The following is a 16067-nucleotide window of genomic DNA, read 5'->3' as shown; positions in this document are numbered from 1 at the left end:
CCCGCAGGCGGCGGGGGCTCGTCCTGACCGGTGGGCGCGGGCCGGGTGCCGATGAGCTGAAAGAGCTTGTCGCGCAACCGGTCCCGGTCGGCGCCCATTTTGGTGAGCACCTGCGCGGCGATGCCCTCGCCCTCGGTGACCAGGGCCAGCAGCAGGTGCTCGGTGCCGATGTGGTTGTCCCCCACCTGGAGTGCCTCGCGCAGCGACAGCTCCAGCACCGTCTTCGATCGCGGCGTGAACGGCACATGCCCGCTGGGCGGCGTGTTGCCCCTGCCGATGATCGCTTCGATCCGGTCGCGCACTGCCTCGCCCTCGATGCCGAGTTCGTTCAGCGCCCGCGCGGCCAGCCCTTCCCGCTCGGCGATCAGGCCGAGCAGCAGGTGCTCGGTGCCGATGTAGTTGTGGTCGAGGGCGCGGGCCTCCTCCTGCGCCAGCACGACGGTGCGGCGGGCGCGGTCGGTGAAGCGTTCGAACATGAAACCCCCTGGGACAGCGCGGTATATCCATCCACAGTAAGGGAAAAGGGCATGATCATGCGGGGCGTTCGAGGCGCGGGGCGCGCGGGCTGCGGCGGTAGGCCGACACCGCCGGGGAGTCCGGCAGCCACAGTCGCCACGGCACGTCGGCGGCCACACTCACGCCCACCCGAGGACCGACGGAAATGCCTGCGGGGTCGGTGATTTCGGGGCCGAGCTGCAGACGGATGGACGAATCCGGGGCGAACAGCGGAGTTCCGTAGTCGTCCAGGGTGATTCCGAGCGCGCTGCCGAGATTGCCGGGCCCCCTTGCCAAGTCGGCGTCCTTGCGAGCGGCGCGCCGGCGGGTGCGGACGATCTCGTGGCCCTCGATGATCTCGCCCGCGCGCAGCAGCACGGCACTGGCGGTGCCGTCGGGTCCGGTGGTGACGTTCACGCAGGTGTGCATGCCGTAGCTGAGGTAGACGTAGAGCATTCCGGGCGGGCCGAACATGACGGCATTGCGGGCGGTCGGGCCGGGATAGGAGTGCGCGGCCGGGTCGGGCCACGGTCCGGCCGGGTCGCCGCCATAGGCCTCGACCTCCACGATGCGCAGGCCGATCGCACCAGACCACAGGGTCGCGCCGAGCAGTCGCCGGGCCGCGCTCAGGGGTTCGACGGCGAGTTCCTCGGCTGACACGGTTACCGATTCTCTCCCACCGTCCCGGGGCCCTCAGGCGGTGGGCTCCCCCGCCGCCTGAATGCCGCTCAGCTTCTGCGGGTTCACCTGGAAGCGCAGGTTCTCGATGCGGCCCTCACGTATGTCGTAGGTGAGCGCGCCCAGGCGATAGTCGCCGATGCTGCCGATAATGCTCAATTCGCCATTGACGACGGCGGATTCGAGGCGGATGCCCGCGGACGCCGGCTTGGCCATGACGCCGAGCATCCAGCGCGCCACATGATCCGGTCCGTGCAGCGGGCGGCGGGCCGCGGTGATGAGGCCGCCACCGTCGTTCCACAGCGTGACCTCGGGAGCCAGCAGCGACATGAGCGCATTGAGGTCGCCGCCGTGGCAGGCGGCCATGAACTTCTCGGTGATCTCCTGGCGCGCGGCGTCATCGGCGTCGAAGCGTGGGCGGCGGGAGTGCACATGCGAGCGGGCGCGGTGCGAGATCTGGCGCACGGTGGCCTCGGGCCGGTCGAGGAAGCCGCCGATCTCGGCGTAGGAGTAGCCGAAGACCTCGCGCAGCACGAAGACGGCGCGCTCGGTCGGGTTGAGCGTTTCGAGGACGACGAGCATGGCGGTCGACACGGTGTCGGCCATCTCGGTCTCCTCTGCGGCGTCGGCGGTCGTGGTGAGCAGGGGTTCGGGTAGCCACGGGCCGACGTAGGTCTCGCGGGTGGCGCGGGCGGAGGTGAGACGGTTGAGCGAGAGGTTGGTGACGGTGCGCACCAGGTAGGACTTCGGGTGTTCCACCGAATTCCGGTCCACCGCATTCCATTTCAGCCAGGTGTCCTGCAGGATGTCCTCGGCGTCGGCGACGCTGCCCAGCATGCGATAGGCGGTGCCGAAGAGCAGCCGGCGGTGTTCGACGAACGGGTCGATCGTCGCATCGCGCGCGGGCGCGGTCTCGCTCGGCGTGTCGGTGCTGTGGTCCTGCATGGACTCATACCTACCGGTCTGGAGTCGGGGACGTCCACATGGGGCCGGATTACCCGGCGGCGCTCCGGCCCATGCCGTGGATCGTCACGCGGCCTTGCGGGTGGCGCGGCCGCCCTTCGACAGCTGCACCGGGAGTTTCACGTAGCGGGTCATTTTCGCGGCCACCGGCGGGGTGCTGCTGACCTGCTCCTTGTAGATCACCGCGGCCTTGCCCTTGAGGTACCACCGGTTCGGTGTGTCGTCGGCCTTGGTGAACTGGATGACGCCGTCCTTGCGGCCCAGGCTGACCGGCTGGTGGAAGTAGCCGAAACGCAAGGGCCGCACGGCCTTTCCGCGCAGCAGCCGGGCGATGACGGTGGCGGTGTAGTCGGCGGTGACCACGCCGCTCTGGCAGGTGCCGTGGATCTGACCCCAGGCCTGACGCACCAGGGCGGCGTCGCCGATGGCGTGGATGTCGGGGTGCGAGACCGAGCGCAGGGTGGGGTCGGTGAGGACGAGACCCCGTGCGTCGGTGGCGATTCCGGCCTGCGCGGCCAGCGGCGAGACCTTGACGCCGGTGGTCCACAGGGTCAGGTCCGAGGCGAGGAGTTCGCCGGTGTCCAGGCGCACGGCGTCGGGCAGCACCTTGGTGACCTTGACGCCGATCGTGCGCACCACGCCCAGGCGGTCCAGGACCTTGTTCAGGTGGGCGCGGGCCTTGTCGCCCATCATCGCGCCGAGTTCGGTTGCGCTGACCAGGTTCACGGTGAGACCGGGGTGCGCTTCGGCGATTTCGGCGGCCGCTTCGATGCCGGTGAGCCCACCACCGCAGACGGTGACTGTGCCTCCGGCAGCGGCGATTTCGGGCAGGCGTCGCGAGAAGTGGTGTGCCGCACGGGGATCGTTCAGGGTCCACGCATGGTCGGCCGCGCCGGGCACGATGCTGGTGTCGGTGGCACTGCCGAGGGCGTAGACCAGGGTGTCGTAGGTCAGGATCGCGCCGTCGTCGAGGGTGACCCGGCGCGCGGTGGGATCGATGGCGGTGGCGGCGGCCTGGCGGAATTCGACGCCGGTGCCGTCCAGGAGTTCCGGGATCCGGTAGTCGGTGAGTTCCTGCCCGGCGGCGACCTGGTGCATGCGCAGGCGTTCGGTGAAGCGCGGCGACGGGTTCACCAGGGTGATGCGGGTGTTCAGCTTGCGGGTGTTGCGGGCCAGGCGCGCGGCGGCGATCAGGCCGGTGTAGCCGGCGCCGAGGATGACGATCTCGTGGGTGTTCATGGCGTGCTCCCGGGTGGCTCGTTCGTTGGGGTCGGCTATGGGACAGGACAGCCGCCCGGGACGTGACAACTGCTCGGTGTGACCTGCGCCACTGGGAATCTCGCGGCCGTCACGGTGGTTGCAGAATCCGGCGGCCGGATCCCTGGCCAGCGCAAACGTTCGACGAATGAGGTGTGATGGCTGTCGAGGTCGAAATCTGGACCGATATCAACTGCCCGTTCTGCTACCTGGGGAAGCGGCGGTTCGAGGAGGCTCTGGAGGCGTTCCCGCATCGCGACAGCGTGCGGGTCGTGCACCGGTCCTTCGAGTTGGATCCGACGCTGGCCAAGGATCACAGCGACGCCGTCGTGCCGCATATCGCGGAGAAGTACGGGATCAGCGAGGCGCAGGCCGCCGCGAACGAACGCGGTATCGCCGCGCAGGCCGAGGCCGTGGGGCTGACCTACCGGACCGAGGGCCGCGACTTCGGCAACAGCTTCGACATGCACCGGCTGCTGCATCACGCCCTGGAATTGGGCAGGCAGGACGCCATGATCGACGCCCTGTACGCCGCCAATTTCGCTTCCGAGCAGCCGCTGTTCGGTGATGCCGAGCGCCTGGTCCGCGTCGCCGTCGAGGCCGGATTCGACGAGGCGGGCGTGCGCGCGGTGCTCGACGATCCGACCGCCTACGCCGACGCGGTGCGCGCCGACGAGGCCGAGGCCGCCCGGCTCGGTGCGCGCGGCGTGCCGTTCTTCGTGCTCGATCGCAAGTACGGCGTGTCGGGCGCGCAGCCGCCGGAGGTGTTCACCCAGGCCCTGGAACAGGCGTGGAGCGATCACGCGCCGGAGCTCGAGATCGTGGGCGGCGCGGACGCCTGCGGACCCGACGGTTGCGCTGTGCCGGAACGGAATTGAGGCCGGAACGGAATCGAGCGGCTCAGTGCTGCCCGAAACTGGTCCGCTGGGTGTAGGAGCTGCGGTCACCGGAGCGAATGCTGAAGATGTCGTCCGCGATGACGAAGCCGTACGCGACGACCACCAGCACCACCAGCTGACCCCAGGCCACCCAGAGGGTGCCGACGGCCGCGGTGGCGAGCACCGCCACCGCGCCGAGCAGCCGGAACCAGGCGCGCGGCAGTTTCAGAGTGAGCCGGAAAGTGCACTGCCCCAGGAAGAACAGCGCCACGCCGCCGGACAGCGCCAGCGCGGCGGCGGCCGAGGCGGGCTCGTTGCCGTGCGCGATGGTCATCTTGATCCCGGCGGCGGTCAGAATGATGCCGAGCATGAGCAGGTACAGCGAGTAGCCGTAGGCGAGCACGGCCGGGCGGGCGCGTTCGGGACCGGGCAGGGCGCTGAGCGCGTGTTCGCCGCGTTCGTCGTCGAGGCCGAAGTACGCCCACCACAGGACGTATCCGAGAGTCAGTGAAATCGCGACCATGGCGATCAGCCCGACGGTGATGTCCATGCCCGCCAGGCCCACGCCCATCGCCACGACCGACTCGCCCAGCGCCACAATGACTACCAGGCCGTGCCGTTCGCAGAAGTGGCTGGCGCGAATGGTGAAGCCGCCCGGATCCATGAGATACGGGCTGACGATCTGCACCACCAGCGCCAGCGTCCAGAGCAGGTAGCGCGGCCAGCCGTGGATGAGGCCGCCGCCCAGTACCAGGCCCGCGGAGACCGCGTTGAGCGGAGCCAGTCGCAGGACGGCCGCGAGCGCCGCCTTGCCGCCGGAGACCGCGAAAAGCCCGGTGTGCACGGTGTTCACGAGCACGTAGGCCAGCCCGAAGGCGAGGCCGGAACCGGTGAAAGCGTCCGGAATCGCCAGCGCCAGCACGAAGAAGCCGAACATGCCGACCAGCAGGAAGGTGCGGCGATTGGAGCTGTTGGGGGCCACCTCGTTGGTGAGCCAGACGTAGCCGTCGTACATCCACCAGATGACGCCGAACATGATGGCGATCTGACCGACGGCCTGCCAGCCCGGATGGTGGGTGAAGGCGTGGGTCAGCTGGGTGATGGTGAAGACGAAGACGAGATCGAAGAACAGTTCCAGGGTGGAGGCTTTGAGCTGACCACCTTCGGCGGCGTCCTCGGCAGCCTCCGCGGCCGTATGGGGGTTGTTGCTGGTCACCGGCAGATCGTAGTGCCTCCCGAGGGCAATTGCCGACCAGACAGTCTGTTCAACGGTATTCCGGATTCTCGAAATCGAAGCGACAGCCCGCGTCCCACTCGCTGCGCTGGTTGCCGTGTGCGGGAAATCCGCCCGCGTCCACCAGCAGGCGGGCCAGATGCATGAGGTTCCAGGTCATGAAGGTGGTGTTGCGGTTGGTGAAATCGTTCTCCGGGCCGCCGGAACCGGGGTCGAGATAGGACGGGCCCGGACCCGCCTCGCCGATCCAGCCCGCATCCGCCTGCGGCGGAATGGCATAGCCGATGTGCTGCAGGCTGTAGAGGACGTTCATGGCGCAGTGTTTGATGCCGTCCTCGTTGCCGGTGATGAGGCAGCCGCCGACCCGGCCGTAGTAGGCGTACTGGCCGGCCTCGTTGAGCACGCTGGAGTTGGCGTACAGGCGCTCGATCACCTGCTTCATGACCGAACTGTTGTCGCCCAGCCAGATCGGGCCCGCCAGCACCAGGATGTGGGCGTCCATGACCTGGCGCTGCAGGGCGGGCCACTCGTCGGTTTCCCAGCCGTGCTCGGTCATATCCGGCCAGACGCCGGTGGCGATATCGTGGTCGACGGGGCGGATATGCGAGACGGTGACGCCGTTCTTCGCCATTATGCGGGCGCTGAGATCGATCAGGCCCTGCGTATTGCTGCGCGCGGGAGAGCGTTTCAGCGTGCAGTTGATGAACAGGGCACGCAGGTCGGCGAAATCGGGCATTACTCTTCACCTTTCAGGGTTCTCTGACGGAATACTCTGTGCCGCAGCAGAATTACGGCGGCCACCAGCAACCAGATCGCGAGCAGGGCCAGCGCGAGTCCGAGCGCGTACGGGCGGTCGCGCAGTGTCGGGTTGCCGGAAATCGCACCGTCGAGGCTCGTCACCGGGACCGCGAGCAGGAGCAGCGTGACCGTGCAGACCGCACCGCAGGCCAGGGGCGCCCACAGGCGGGGCGGCAGGAATCGGCGGGCGGTGACACCGGCAGCCGCGCACAGGGGCGCGAAAATGCCGTCGTGCACGAGGATTCCGCCCGCGAACCACAGGGCCGCCGACTTCAGGTCGGCCGGAGGGAAATCCAGCAGTTCGGAGATGCCGTACGCGGCGAGCCAGACCCCGGCGAGGGCGAGCAGGACCCGGGCGGCGATCACGGCAGCTCCTCGATGGTCGACAGCCATTTAGTCTGCAGGACTCCCGGACGGTTCGGGGCGATAAGGCGGCACGGATATCCGTGGTCGAGATTCAGATCCGCGCCGTTGAGGCGCAGGGCGATCAGGGTGTCGGCGGCAATGACGTGCGTGTGCGGCAGGGTCGAGGTGCGATAGATGCCGCCGCCCTCCAGCGAGCTGAATCGCACCGCGCCGCCGCGGTATTCGCCGACGGCCGCGAGCAGGTCGCGCAGGCGCACACCCGACCAGCGGGCCGAGGCGCTCCAGCCCTCCACGCACGCGATCGGCAGGTCGGCCGCGTGCTGTGGCAGGGATTCGAGGTCGGCACGGGTGAAGGCGCGCGTGCGGTCGCCGGCCGTGACCGTCAGGGCGTAATCAGCCGCGGTGGCCCGCCCGGCCACCCCTGCGGCCGCGGCCGTGCGGTTGACCGGAACACCTTGTGGCCCTTCACCACTGCGCGGGGCCAGCACGGCCAGACCGCGCAGGAACGGGACGGTCTGCCCCGCCACCGACAGGCCCGCGACGAGGGCGGCCGCTCCCCCGGCGAACAGCACCGTCCGTCGCGACGCGCCCGCGCGCTCGGAGGTTTCCGCTTCGTCGCAGCGACGAGACAGCGCCGAGCGCACCACGGGCAGCTTCACCGCCAGATGCACGGCCAGCGCGCCTGCCGCAAGGTAGGCCACGGCGTAGTGGGTGGTGGTGAAGAAGAACTTCCAGGGGTAGACCTGGGCGATATTGAGGAGCCCGGTGAACAGCTGGAAGATGACCGAACCTACAAGCAGTGCAATGGATCCGCGCTCCAGCAGGTGGAAGGGATTACCGAGCAAGGGTCGCGCGAACAGGCGTGGATACACCGACCAGAGCTTCACCAGCAGCAGTGGGATGGCCACCACCCCGGTGATGACATGCGCGCCCTGGGTGACACGGTACAGCCAGACCGGATGCGCGGGCCAGGCGAACCATCCCGGCGGGTGCTGGATCCAATGGCTGATCAAACCGGTCAGGAAGCAGACCGTGACGGCGATGCCCAGAACGATTCCGGCTCGGGCCGCCACCGCTGGGCCACGCGCGGAGGAGATGCGCCGCGATATGGCTCCCGGAAGCAGGTAGGCCGGTTCCGGCTCGCTCTGGTCCGCCGAAATCTGTTCGCCACCAGTTCTATTGCTCATGCTCGACTCACTGGTTCAGGTTCCGGCGTGCGGGCACCGTATGACGCGAGCGCCGGACGCGGGCGATCCGCCGGTCCGCTTCCGTTCGGATGCCGCCCTTCGGCGGTGTGACGCCGCACGAGGTCAGCGAAACGACCGGTCGCCTTCGCTGCCACCTCGAGTGCGTCGGGATACGTGTCGACATCGGTGTGGACCGACAGGTTGTGGACGCGATATCCGCTGGCGCGCAAGGCTTCCCGAGTCAGTACACCGGTCCTCGGGGTAGACATGGGTACATCCGCGAGCACCCGGGCCGCGTGCGGGTCGGTCACACCCAGCGCCCACCAGCCGCCGTCCGCGGCGGGGCCGAGAACAGTGTCGCCGGTTCGCACCAGGCGACTCGCCGCAGCGGTGAGGTCGGCGGCCGTCAACTGCGGTGTGTCCATGCCGATCTGGAGAATCGGGCAACCCAGTGCGCCCGCGTCCGCGTGCGCCTGGACCAGCCGCCGGGCGAAGTCGTCGCCGCGTTGCGGGATCACCACGAAATCCCGTAGCGCCGTGGCGATTTCCTCGGACTTCGCGGCGTGCGCGAGATCTCCGGTCCATGCCACCACCCGGTTCCGGACCGGGGCCGCACGGACCGAATCCAGCGTATCGAGCAGCGCTGCGGCGGCCAGTTCAGCGGCCTCGCTCGGCGAAAAGGGTGGTGTCAGGCGAGTTTTGGCGAAACCGGCAATGGGCGCCTTGGCGATCACGACCAGGGTCACGTCCACGACGGACCGTACGGCGGGATCCGCTGATCGCCTGGCGTCATCGACAGCGCCCGCAGGAAGACACTCTGAGTGGTGGGCGTTGACCGGCGAAGTCCGCCTCGCGCCAACGCCCTGCTGTGGGGCGTGCGCTGGCCCGGCGAGCGGCGCCTGCAGGGCGAGCGGTGTCACGGCGGCCGCGAGGTGCGGCGCGGCGGCGGAGTCGGTGCCAGGATGCTGGGTCATCGGACACTCCAGAAGTCCTTGGCGGCGCGGAGCGTGCCGCGCAGTGAGCCGGAAACCTTGGATGCGCCATGGGTTCTCGGGCGGTAGGTGATGTCGCGTTCGATCAGGCGCCAGCCCGCGCCGGCGGCGGCGACCAGGAGGGCGAGGGGGTAGCCGGAGCGGGGGTGCAGGGGGCCGAGGGCCAGCAGACGGTCGCGGTGGGTGACACGCATGGCAGCGACATCGTGGACGGGCAGGCCGTAGCGGCGGCGCAGGCGCAGGGCGACGAGCAGGTTGCCGAGGCGGGCGTGCCAGGGCCAGGCGGAGGACGCGGCGGGGCGGCGGCGGCCGACGACCATGTCGATGTCCGGGGCCAATTCGGCTACGAGAGTGGGGAGTTCGCGCGGGTCCATGGAGCCGTCACCGTCCAGGACGGCGACGATCCCGGTGCGGGCGGCCAGAATTCCGGTGTGCACCGCGCTGCCGTAGCCGGGCACGGGTTCGGGGACGACGGTGGCGCCGGCGGCGCGAGCGACGGCGGCGGTGCTGTCGGTGGAACCGTTGTCCACCACGATCACCCGATAGCCGGAGGGGATTGCCGAAAGTACGCCCGGCAGGGCGCCGGCTTCATCGCGACACGGGATCACGACCGTGACGCCGGATTCCTCGTTCGATTCGGTCACGGCTCGACCGTAGGGCCGATGAGCCTGTTCGGAACCCCCGACACGGATGACGAAAGTATGACGGGCGCGGTGCGGACGCCCAGTTCAGGGGGAAAACGCGGGGCGGCGGCCTAGTGTTGGGATTCGTGCGGAACACTCTCCCGACTCTCGAGGCGCGTGGCCTGACGCGCCGGGCCGAGGTGCGCTGGGCCGCGGGCGCGGTCCTGCTGGTCGCGCTGGCCGTCACTGTTCCGCGAATAATGGGCGAACCGTGGCGCAGCCGGTTGTACGCGGGGGCCGCGCCGCTGTTCGGGACCTGGCTGCCGCATATCGGCTGGGGCACCGGCCCGGCTCTCGGGATCGCGGTCGCGGTCGTCGCCTGCGGTCCGATCGCCGCGCGCCGCCTGCCGTGGCGGCAACTACTGGGCGCGACCTGGCTGACGGCGGCGGCGTGGGCGTTCGCCCTGGCCATGGTGGACGGCTGGCAGCGCGGCTTCGCCGGACGGCTCACCACCCGCGACGAATACCTCCACGAGGTCGGCGTCGTCCACGACATCGGGGCCATGGTGCGCGGATTCTCCGGCCGCATCCTGGATTTCCAGCCGGATTCCTGGACCACCCACGTCTCCGGACACCCTCCGGGCGCGCTGCTGGCGTTCGTGCTGCTGGACCGCCTCGGACTCGGCGGCGGCGCATGGGCCGGACTGCTCTGCCTGCTCGGCGGCAGCAGCGCCGCCGCGGCCGTGCTCGTGACCTTGCGCGCGCTGGGCGCGGTGGAAACCGCCCGCGCCGCAGCGCCTTTCCTCGCCCTCACCCCGGCCGCGATCTGGCTGGCGGTGTCGGCGGACGCCCTGTTCACCGGCGTCACGGCCTGGGCTGTGGCCGCACTGGCCGTCGCGACCCGGCAATGGGAGGGGTGGGTGCTCGCGGCCGTCGCCGCGGGCATCGCGTTCGGCTTCGGGCTGTTTCTGAGCTACGGCATGGTGCTGATGGCGGTCCCCGCACTCGCGGTCCTGACGGCCCGCAGCTTCCGCCCACTGCTGCCCGCCGTGCTCGGCGCGCTTGCGGTGGTCGCCCTCTTCGCATTCGCCGGGTTCTGGTGGCTGGACGGCTATCACCTTGTAGTGCAACGGTATTACCAGGGCATCGCCAGCGAGCGCCCGTACTCCTACTGGGTCTGGGCGAACCTCGCCGCGACCGTGTGCGCGGTCGGCCTCGCCGGCGCGGCCGCCCTGCCCCGCGTGCTACGCGGTCTCCATCTCACGGCATTGTGGTCACCGCCGCGCCCGCGCGACACCGCCGACGCCTACCGCGATGCATACAGTGCCGACACCCCCTCGCACACGATCACGGCCGAGGACACGTCCCCCGAGCCGCACGCCCGCACGGCCCGCGCCGCCCCGGACGAGCCGAAAACCCCGAATGCCGTTGCCGCCGACGCGGTCTCGTATGATCGGCGCGCCGTCGTCACCGCCACATCGACGCACGAAGCGTCCACCGAATCGCAGCCCTCCGCGACGAAGAACCCCTCGGCAAGCGGCGGTCAACGCATGGTCGAGGCGGGCCGGGACGGTCTCGCGCGGTGGCGGGCGGTGGTGGATCCGGCGGCGTTGCTCGCGGCGGCGGGGGTGGGGGCGATTCTGCTCGCAGATGCCAGTGGCTTGAGTAAGGCTGAGACGGAACGGATTTGGCTGCCGTTCGGGGTGTGGGTGGCGGCGGGCACCGGGCTGCTCACGCGCGGGGACGCGCGGGTGTGGCTGGGGGTGCAGGCCGCGGGGGCACTGTTGATCAATCATTTTGTTCTGACGAATTGGTGAGGACCATGCGCATTCTGGTGGCCGATGACGATCCGGTGGTCCGCGAGGTGGTGCGCCGGTATCTGGAGCGGGACGGGTTGACCGTGGTGGAGACCGCGGACGGGCCCGCGACGGCGGAAGTGCTGGCGCGCAATGAGATCGCGCTGGCGATCCTGGATGTGATGATGCCCGCGCCGGACGGGATCGAACTGTGCCGGCAGGTGCGGTCGGGGCCACACGCGGATATGCCGATCATTCTGCTCACGGCGCTCGGCGAGGAGGACGATCGGGTCATCGGATTGCAGTCGGGGGCCGACGATTACGTGACCAAGCCGTTCAGCCCACGGGAACTGGCCCTGCGGGTGGCGTCGGTGCTGCGGCGGGCCCGGCCCGCACCCGCCGTGGAGGAGGTGCTGCGCGGCGATGACGTGGAATTGCGGAAGGCGGCACGTGCGGTGCTGGTCGCGGGAACACCGGTGGAGTTGACGGCGCGCGAATTCGATCTGCTCGCCTTCCTGCTCGCGCACCAGCGGCGGGTGTTCAGCCGCACCGAACTGCTGGCCGAGGTGTGGGGGTGGAGTTTCGGGGATCTGTCCACGGTGACCGTGCACATCAAGCGGTTGCGCGCCAAACTGGGCGCGGCCCACCGGATCGAAACCGTCTGGGGGCGCGGGTACGCCTGGGGCCGAGTGGAGTCCACGACGGGAGACGACGGTGCCGACTGACACCACCGGGCTGGTCGGGTACGCGCTGGCGGGATCGGTGCCGGTGGTGCTGGTCGGCGCGCTGCTGCTGCGCTACACCCGCGGCCGGGCCATGACCACGAGTATGGCTGTGCTGGTATTGATTCCGACGCTGGCGACGCTGGCCGGGGTGGTCGCGGTGAGCGGTCTCATGTTCGGCGACGAATTCGAGCGCACCGCCGTCGTGCTGGCGGTGGTGACCGCGGTGACGGTGCCCGCCGCGATCCTGCTCGGTCGCGAACAGGCGCGGGCCACGGTGTGGGAGCGGCAGATGCGCGACAAGGAGCGCGCCGCCGAACAATCCCGGCGCGAACTGGTGGCCTGGGTGAGCCACGACCTGCGCACTCCCCTGGCCGGCATTCGCGCCATGGCGGAGGCGCTCGCGGACGGGGTGGTGGATCAGCCCCGGGATGTGAAGCGGTACGCGGATGGCATTGTGCGCGATACGCATCGGCTCTCGGCCATGGTGGACGACCTCTTCGAGATGTCGAAGATCAACTCCGGCGCGTTGCGGCTGGAACTGGAACCACTGGATCTGCGCGAACTCGTCGACGAGGTGCTCGCCGCCAACCAGCCCACCGCCCTGCGCGCCCGCATCACCCTCACCGCCCAGCAGCCCGAGAATCGAATCATGGTGGCGGGCAATGACCGTGCCCTCGGCCGAGTCCTCACCAACCTGGTCGTCAACGCCATCGCCCACACCCCGCCGGGCGGCCGCATCGACATCTCCTCCGGAATCACCGACGGCCACGCCTGGGCCCGCGTCGACGACACCGGACCCGGCGTCGCCGCCAAGGACCTCCCCCGCATCTTCGAAGTCGCCTACCGCGGCAGCTCGGCCCGCTCCCCCGGCGCGGCCGAGCTGGGCAGCAGCAGCGGCATGGGCCTGGCCATCGCCGCCGGGCTGATCGCAGCCCACAGCGGCGACATCCGCGTCGAGAACCACACCGCGGGAGCACGATTCGAAATCACCCTGCCGCTGCCGCCTGCTCAGCAGGTCTCCGCGTAACGTGCCCCGATCGGCCCGACACGCTCAGCGCCAGGCCGGAGCGTCACCGCCGGCGGTAGCCCGCAGCGGGGCGAACGCGAATGCGGCCAGGCCGTCGCGAGGTTCGATGGCTGCGGCGAAACCCAATGTGCGGTGGGCTCTTTCCGGGCTGGCTACGATGTGGCGGACATCGCCCGAGCGATACTCACCGGTCACGACGGGCTGCTTTCCGTCGTGGGCGGCGGCCAGCACAGACGCGACCTCACCCACCGTGATGGGGTGACCGGAGGCGATATTCAGCGGCACAAATCCGGAGAGCGGTTGTTCGAGCGCGGCGAGATTGGCGGCGGCGATATCTCGCACATGAACGAAATCCCTTGCCTGGCAGCCGTCCTCGAAGACGCGCGGCGATTCGCCTGCCTCCAGCGCGGACCGGAATATCGCCGCCACCCCGGAATAGGGTGTGTCCTTGGGCATGTCATCGCCGTAGACATTGTGGTAGCGCAGGGCCGTGACGGTGCCGCCGGTCGCGGCGACCCACGCGGCGGCGTAATGCTCCTGTGCGGCTTTGCTCGCCGCGTAGAGGCTGCGCGGGCGCAGCGGGGCGTCCTCGTCGATCGCAGCCCACGTCAGCGGCGCGCCCGCGGGATCTCGATGATCGAAGCGGCCCGCTTGGAGATCGTCGGCGCCGCGGGGGCCGGGCACCACTTCCACACCCCGGGAGTCGAGGTATCGGCCTTCGCCGTAGACCACCATGGACGAGGCGAGAACCAGCCGCCGGCATTTCGCGCGCTCCATGGCGGCCAGCAGGACAGCGGTGCCGAGATCATTGTGGCTGGCGTACGCGGGAGCGTCCTGGGCGCTGACGCCCGCACCCACCACGGCGGCCTGGTGACACACCGCGTCGATGCCGCGCAGGCAGCCGTCCAGGGCCGCGGGATCGCGCACATCGACCTGGTCGATACCGGCAGGTGCGGTGGCGTCCGGGCCGTGCGCGGCGGCGAGCATCAGGTCCACGGCCACGACCTCGTGCCCTGCCGTGACCAGGGCGTCGCGAATGTGCGAGCCGATGAATCCGGCCGCGCCGGTCAGCAATACGCGCATGGCCGGCCTGCCTGGGCGAATGCGGGGGCTGTCATGAACGCGATTGTCGTCGGCCCGGCACGACCACGACCGCCGACAGGCCGTCGAAACGCGACGCGTCAGAGATTTGTCATGACTGGCCACCGTGATTTCCACGTACCCCGACAGTGCACACGCATTCGTCATCCCGGCGCGCTTTTGGCCGGGATCCACCGAAATCGGTTCTGCCGCAGACTGTGTGGATCCCCGCCAAAAGCACGCGGGGATGACGGGGTGACGGAGTGACGGGAGAGGGAACATCGCCGCTTCACGCTCGATAGCGGCGGGCGGAGGCGGCGGCGCGGCTCTGGGATCCGGGCCGTCTCGTGGTAATCCCCGACTCGGCGGGGCGGAGGTTGGGGTGGGAAGTGGGGGCGGTGCCGGATGTGGGTGGGGGTGGGGTTTCTCTACCGTCGGCGCATGGGAAATGGGCGAAGGTCGCGGGCGCGGCGAATCCTGGTCTGGCTCGGCGCTTTTCTGGCGGCCGGGGCGCTGCTGGTGGGTGGCGGGTTCTTCTGGGTGTACTCGACGACGGATGTGTCCACGGTGGGGGCGGTGGGTTTCGATCGGGAGATGCCGGTGCCGCCGCTGGCCGAATCACGGGTCGAGGCGGACGGTACGCGGGTGTTCGATCTCGAAATGCGTTCGGGGCAGCGGGAATTCCGGGACGGGCAGGCGACCTCGACGTGGGGGTTCAACGGGGATTACCTGGGGCCGACGCTGCGGGCGCGGCGCGGGGAGACGGTGCGGGTGCGGGTGCGCAACACCCTCGATGAGGCGTCGTCGGTGCACTGGCACGGGATGCATGTGCCGGCGGAGATGGACGGCGGGCCGCATCAGATGGTGGACGCGGGCGGGACGTGGACACCGGAGTGGACGGTGGATCAGCCCGCGGCGACGCTCTGGTATCACCCACATCCGCACGGGGCCACCGAATCTCATGTGCGGCGCGGGCTGGCGGGGATGTTCGTTCTCGATGATGCCGCCGCTGACGGGCTGGCACTGCCGCACACCTACGGGGTGGACGATCTGCCGATCATCGTGCAGGACTTGAAGTTTCGCGGCAGCGAGTTCGACACCGCGCGCGGCATGTTCTCCGATGTCGGGGTGCTCGGCGATCTGACCATGGTGAACGGGGTGCTCGCGCCCTATCGGGAGGTGCGGGACGAGCTGGTGCGGTTGCGGCTGGTCAATGCCTCCACCGCGCGCACCTACAACTTCGGGTTCTCCGATGACCGTCGGTTCGCGCTCATCGGCACCGACGGCGGATTGCTGGCGCGGCCCGCGCAGTTGGATCGCATTCAGCTCTCGCCGGGTGAGCGCGCCGAGATCGTGGTGCGCATGCAGGCCGGGGAGCGAGTGGTGTTGCGGGGCAACAAGGTCGATGCCGGACTGGATTTCTGGGGTCAGCGCTTCACCGGCGGGGACGACACCTTCGACATCCTCCAGCTGCGGGCCGCACCGACCTTGCGGCCCTCGGCCGCCTTGCCCGCCACGCTGGTCGAGCCGCAGTTGCCGAACGCGCGAGATGCCGTGCGGGAGCGGACTTTCGACCTCGAGTTCGCGAAAATCAATGGGCGCGAGATGGATATGAGCCGGATCGACGAGACCGTCACCCGGGGCGAGACCGAACTGTGGACCGTGCGCAACAGCGACGGCATGCCGCACAACTTCCACATTCACGATCTGCAGTTCGCGGTGGCGGAGGTGAACGGGAAGCCACCGGCGACAGCTCTGAGCGGAGCCAAGGACACCGTGTTCCTGCCACCGGGCACCGAGATGAAACTGGCCGTGCGCTTCGACGGCCCGGCCGACCCCGACACGCCCTACATGTTCCACTGCCACCTGCTCTGGCACGAGGACCTCGGCATGATGGGTCAGTTCGTGGTCATCGAACCAGGTGGTCAGGCGGGTAAACCGCCGGAACACAGCGGCCATCACTGAGCA

The 16067-nt window shown here is 69.5% G+C and carries 14 protein-coding genes and 2 pseudogenes; 5 read left to right on the top strand and 11 right to left on the bottom strand.

Annotated features, from left to right (window positions below):
* Positions 1-26: 26 nt before the first annotated feature.
* The 4 genes and pseudogenes from H0264_RS38635 to H0264_RS18015 form a co-directional block, all read right to left on the bottom strand.
* Positions 27-476, bottom strand: a pseudogene (locus H0264_RS38635) (Clp protease N-terminal domain-containing protein); the annotation flags it as partial.
* A 55-nt stretch (positions 477-531) separates the two neighbouring features.
* Positions 532-1155 carry a DNA-3-methyladenine glycosylase gene (locus H0264_RS18025; RefSeq protein WP_181585044.1) on the bottom strand — a complete coding sequence of 208 codons (624 nt, stop codon included), beginning with the start codon at positions 1153-1155 and terminating at the stop codon, positions 532-534.
* Positions 1156-1188: 33 nt separating this feature from the next.
* A complete protein-coding gene (locus tag H0264_RS18020) occupies positions 1189-2118 on the bottom strand; it encodes an RNA polymerase sigma-70 factor (protein ID WP_181585043.1) in 930 nt (309 codons plus the stop codon).
* 84 nt (positions 2119-2202) lie between these two features.
* Positions 2203-3375, bottom strand: a complete 1173-nt coding sequence (locus tag H0264_RS18015; RefSeq protein ID WP_181585042.1) for an NAD(P)/FAD-dependent oxidoreductase — start codon at positions 3373-3375, stop codon at positions 2203-2205.
* A 176-nt stretch (positions 3376-3551) separates the two neighbouring features.
* On the opposite strand from H0264_RS18015, the gene H0264_RS18010 reads away from it, so the two are divergent.
* A complete protein-coding gene (locus H0264_RS18010; RefSeq protein WP_181585041.1) occupies positions 3552-4271 on the top strand; it encodes a DsbA family oxidoreductase in 720 nt (239 codons plus the stop codon).
* Positions 4272-4293: 22 nt separating this feature from the next.
* Here H0264_RS18010 and H0264_RS18005 read toward each other — a convergent pair whose 3' ends face one another.
* The 6 genes from H0264_RS18005 to H0264_RS17980 form a co-directional block, all read right to left on the bottom strand.
* Positions 4294-5487: a low temperature requirement protein A gene (locus H0264_RS18005; protein ID WP_181585040.1), complete on the bottom strand. Its 1194-nt coding sequence runs from the start codon at positions 5485-5487 to the stop codon at positions 4294-4296.
* Positions 5488-5536: 49 nt separating this feature from the next.
* Positions 5537-6241, bottom strand: coding sequence for a flavodoxin family protein (locus H0264_RS18000; RefSeq protein WP_181585039.1), 705 nt, complete (start codon positions 6239-6241; stop codon positions 5537-5539).
* A complete protein-coding gene (locus tag H0264_RS17995; protein ID WP_181585038.1) occupies positions 6241-6669 on the bottom strand; it encodes a hypothetical protein in 429 nt (142 codons plus the stop codon). The genes H0264_RS18000 and H0264_RS17995 overlap by 1 nt, the downstream gene beginning before the upstream one ends.
* Entirely contained in the window at positions 6666-7856 is a 1191-nt protein-coding gene (locus tag H0264_RS17990) for a molybdopterin-dependent oxidoreductase (RefSeq protein WP_181585037.1), read from the bottom strand. The genes H0264_RS17995 and H0264_RS17990 overlap by 4 nt, the downstream gene beginning before the upstream one ends.
* On the bottom strand, positions 7853-8608 hold the full coding sequence (locus H0264_RS17985; protein ID WP_231086410.1) for a TIGR04282 family arsenosugar biosynthesis glycosyltransferase: 756 nt from the start codon (positions 8606-8608) through the stop codon (positions 7853-7855). Before H0264_RS17985 ends, H0264_RS17990 begins: the two co-directional genes overlap by 4 nt.
* 218 nt (positions 8609-8826) lie before the next feature.
* A complete protein-coding gene (locus H0264_RS17980) occupies positions 8827-9492 on the bottom strand; it encodes a glycosyltransferase family 2 protein (RefSeq protein WP_181585035.1) in 666 nt (221 codons plus the stop codon).
* A gap of 161 nt (positions 9493-9653) precedes the next feature.
* Here H0264_RS17980 and H0264_RS17975 point away from each other — a divergent pair.
* The 3 genes and pseudogenes from H0264_RS17975 to H0264_RS17965 all read left to right on the top strand — a co-directional run.
* Positions 9654-10742, top strand: a pseudogene (locus tag H0264_RS17975) (hypothetical protein); the annotation flags it as partial.
* 551 nt (positions 10743-11293) lie between these two features.
* A complete protein-coding gene (locus H0264_RS17970) occupies positions 11294-11992 on the top strand; it encodes a response regulator transcription factor (RefSeq protein WP_181585033.1) in 699 nt (232 codons plus the stop codon).
* Entirely contained in the window at positions 11982-13019 is a 1038-nt protein-coding gene (locus tag H0264_RS17965; protein WP_181585032.1) for a sensor histidine kinase, read from the top strand. The genes H0264_RS17970 and H0264_RS17965 overlap by 11 nt, the downstream gene beginning before the upstream one ends.
* 24 nt (positions 13020-13043) lie before the next feature.
* On the opposite strand, the gene H0264_RS17960 is transcribed toward H0264_RS17965, so the two are convergent.
* Positions 13044-14102, bottom strand: coding sequence for an NAD-dependent epimerase/dehydratase family protein (locus H0264_RS17960; RefSeq protein WP_181585031.1), 1059 nt, complete (start codon positions 14100-14102; stop codon positions 13044-13046).
* Positions 14103-14540: 438 nt separating this feature from the next.
* Here H0264_RS17960 and H0264_RS17955 point away from each other — a divergent pair, with 438 nt between their 5' ends.
* Positions 14541-16064, top strand: a complete 1524-nt coding sequence (locus H0264_RS17955) for a multicopper oxidase family protein (RefSeq protein ID WP_181585030.1) — start codon at positions 14541-14543, stop codon at positions 16062-16064.
* The last annotated feature ends 3 nt before the right edge of the window (positions 16065-16067 follow it).

This window comes from Nocardia huaxiensis, from assembly GCF_013744875.1.
Classification (GTDB): Bacteria; Actinomycetota; Actinomycetes; order Mycobacteriales; family Mycobacteriaceae; genus Nocardia; species Nocardia huaxiensis.
This window is presented reverse-complemented; position numbering and strand designations above follow the sequence as displayed.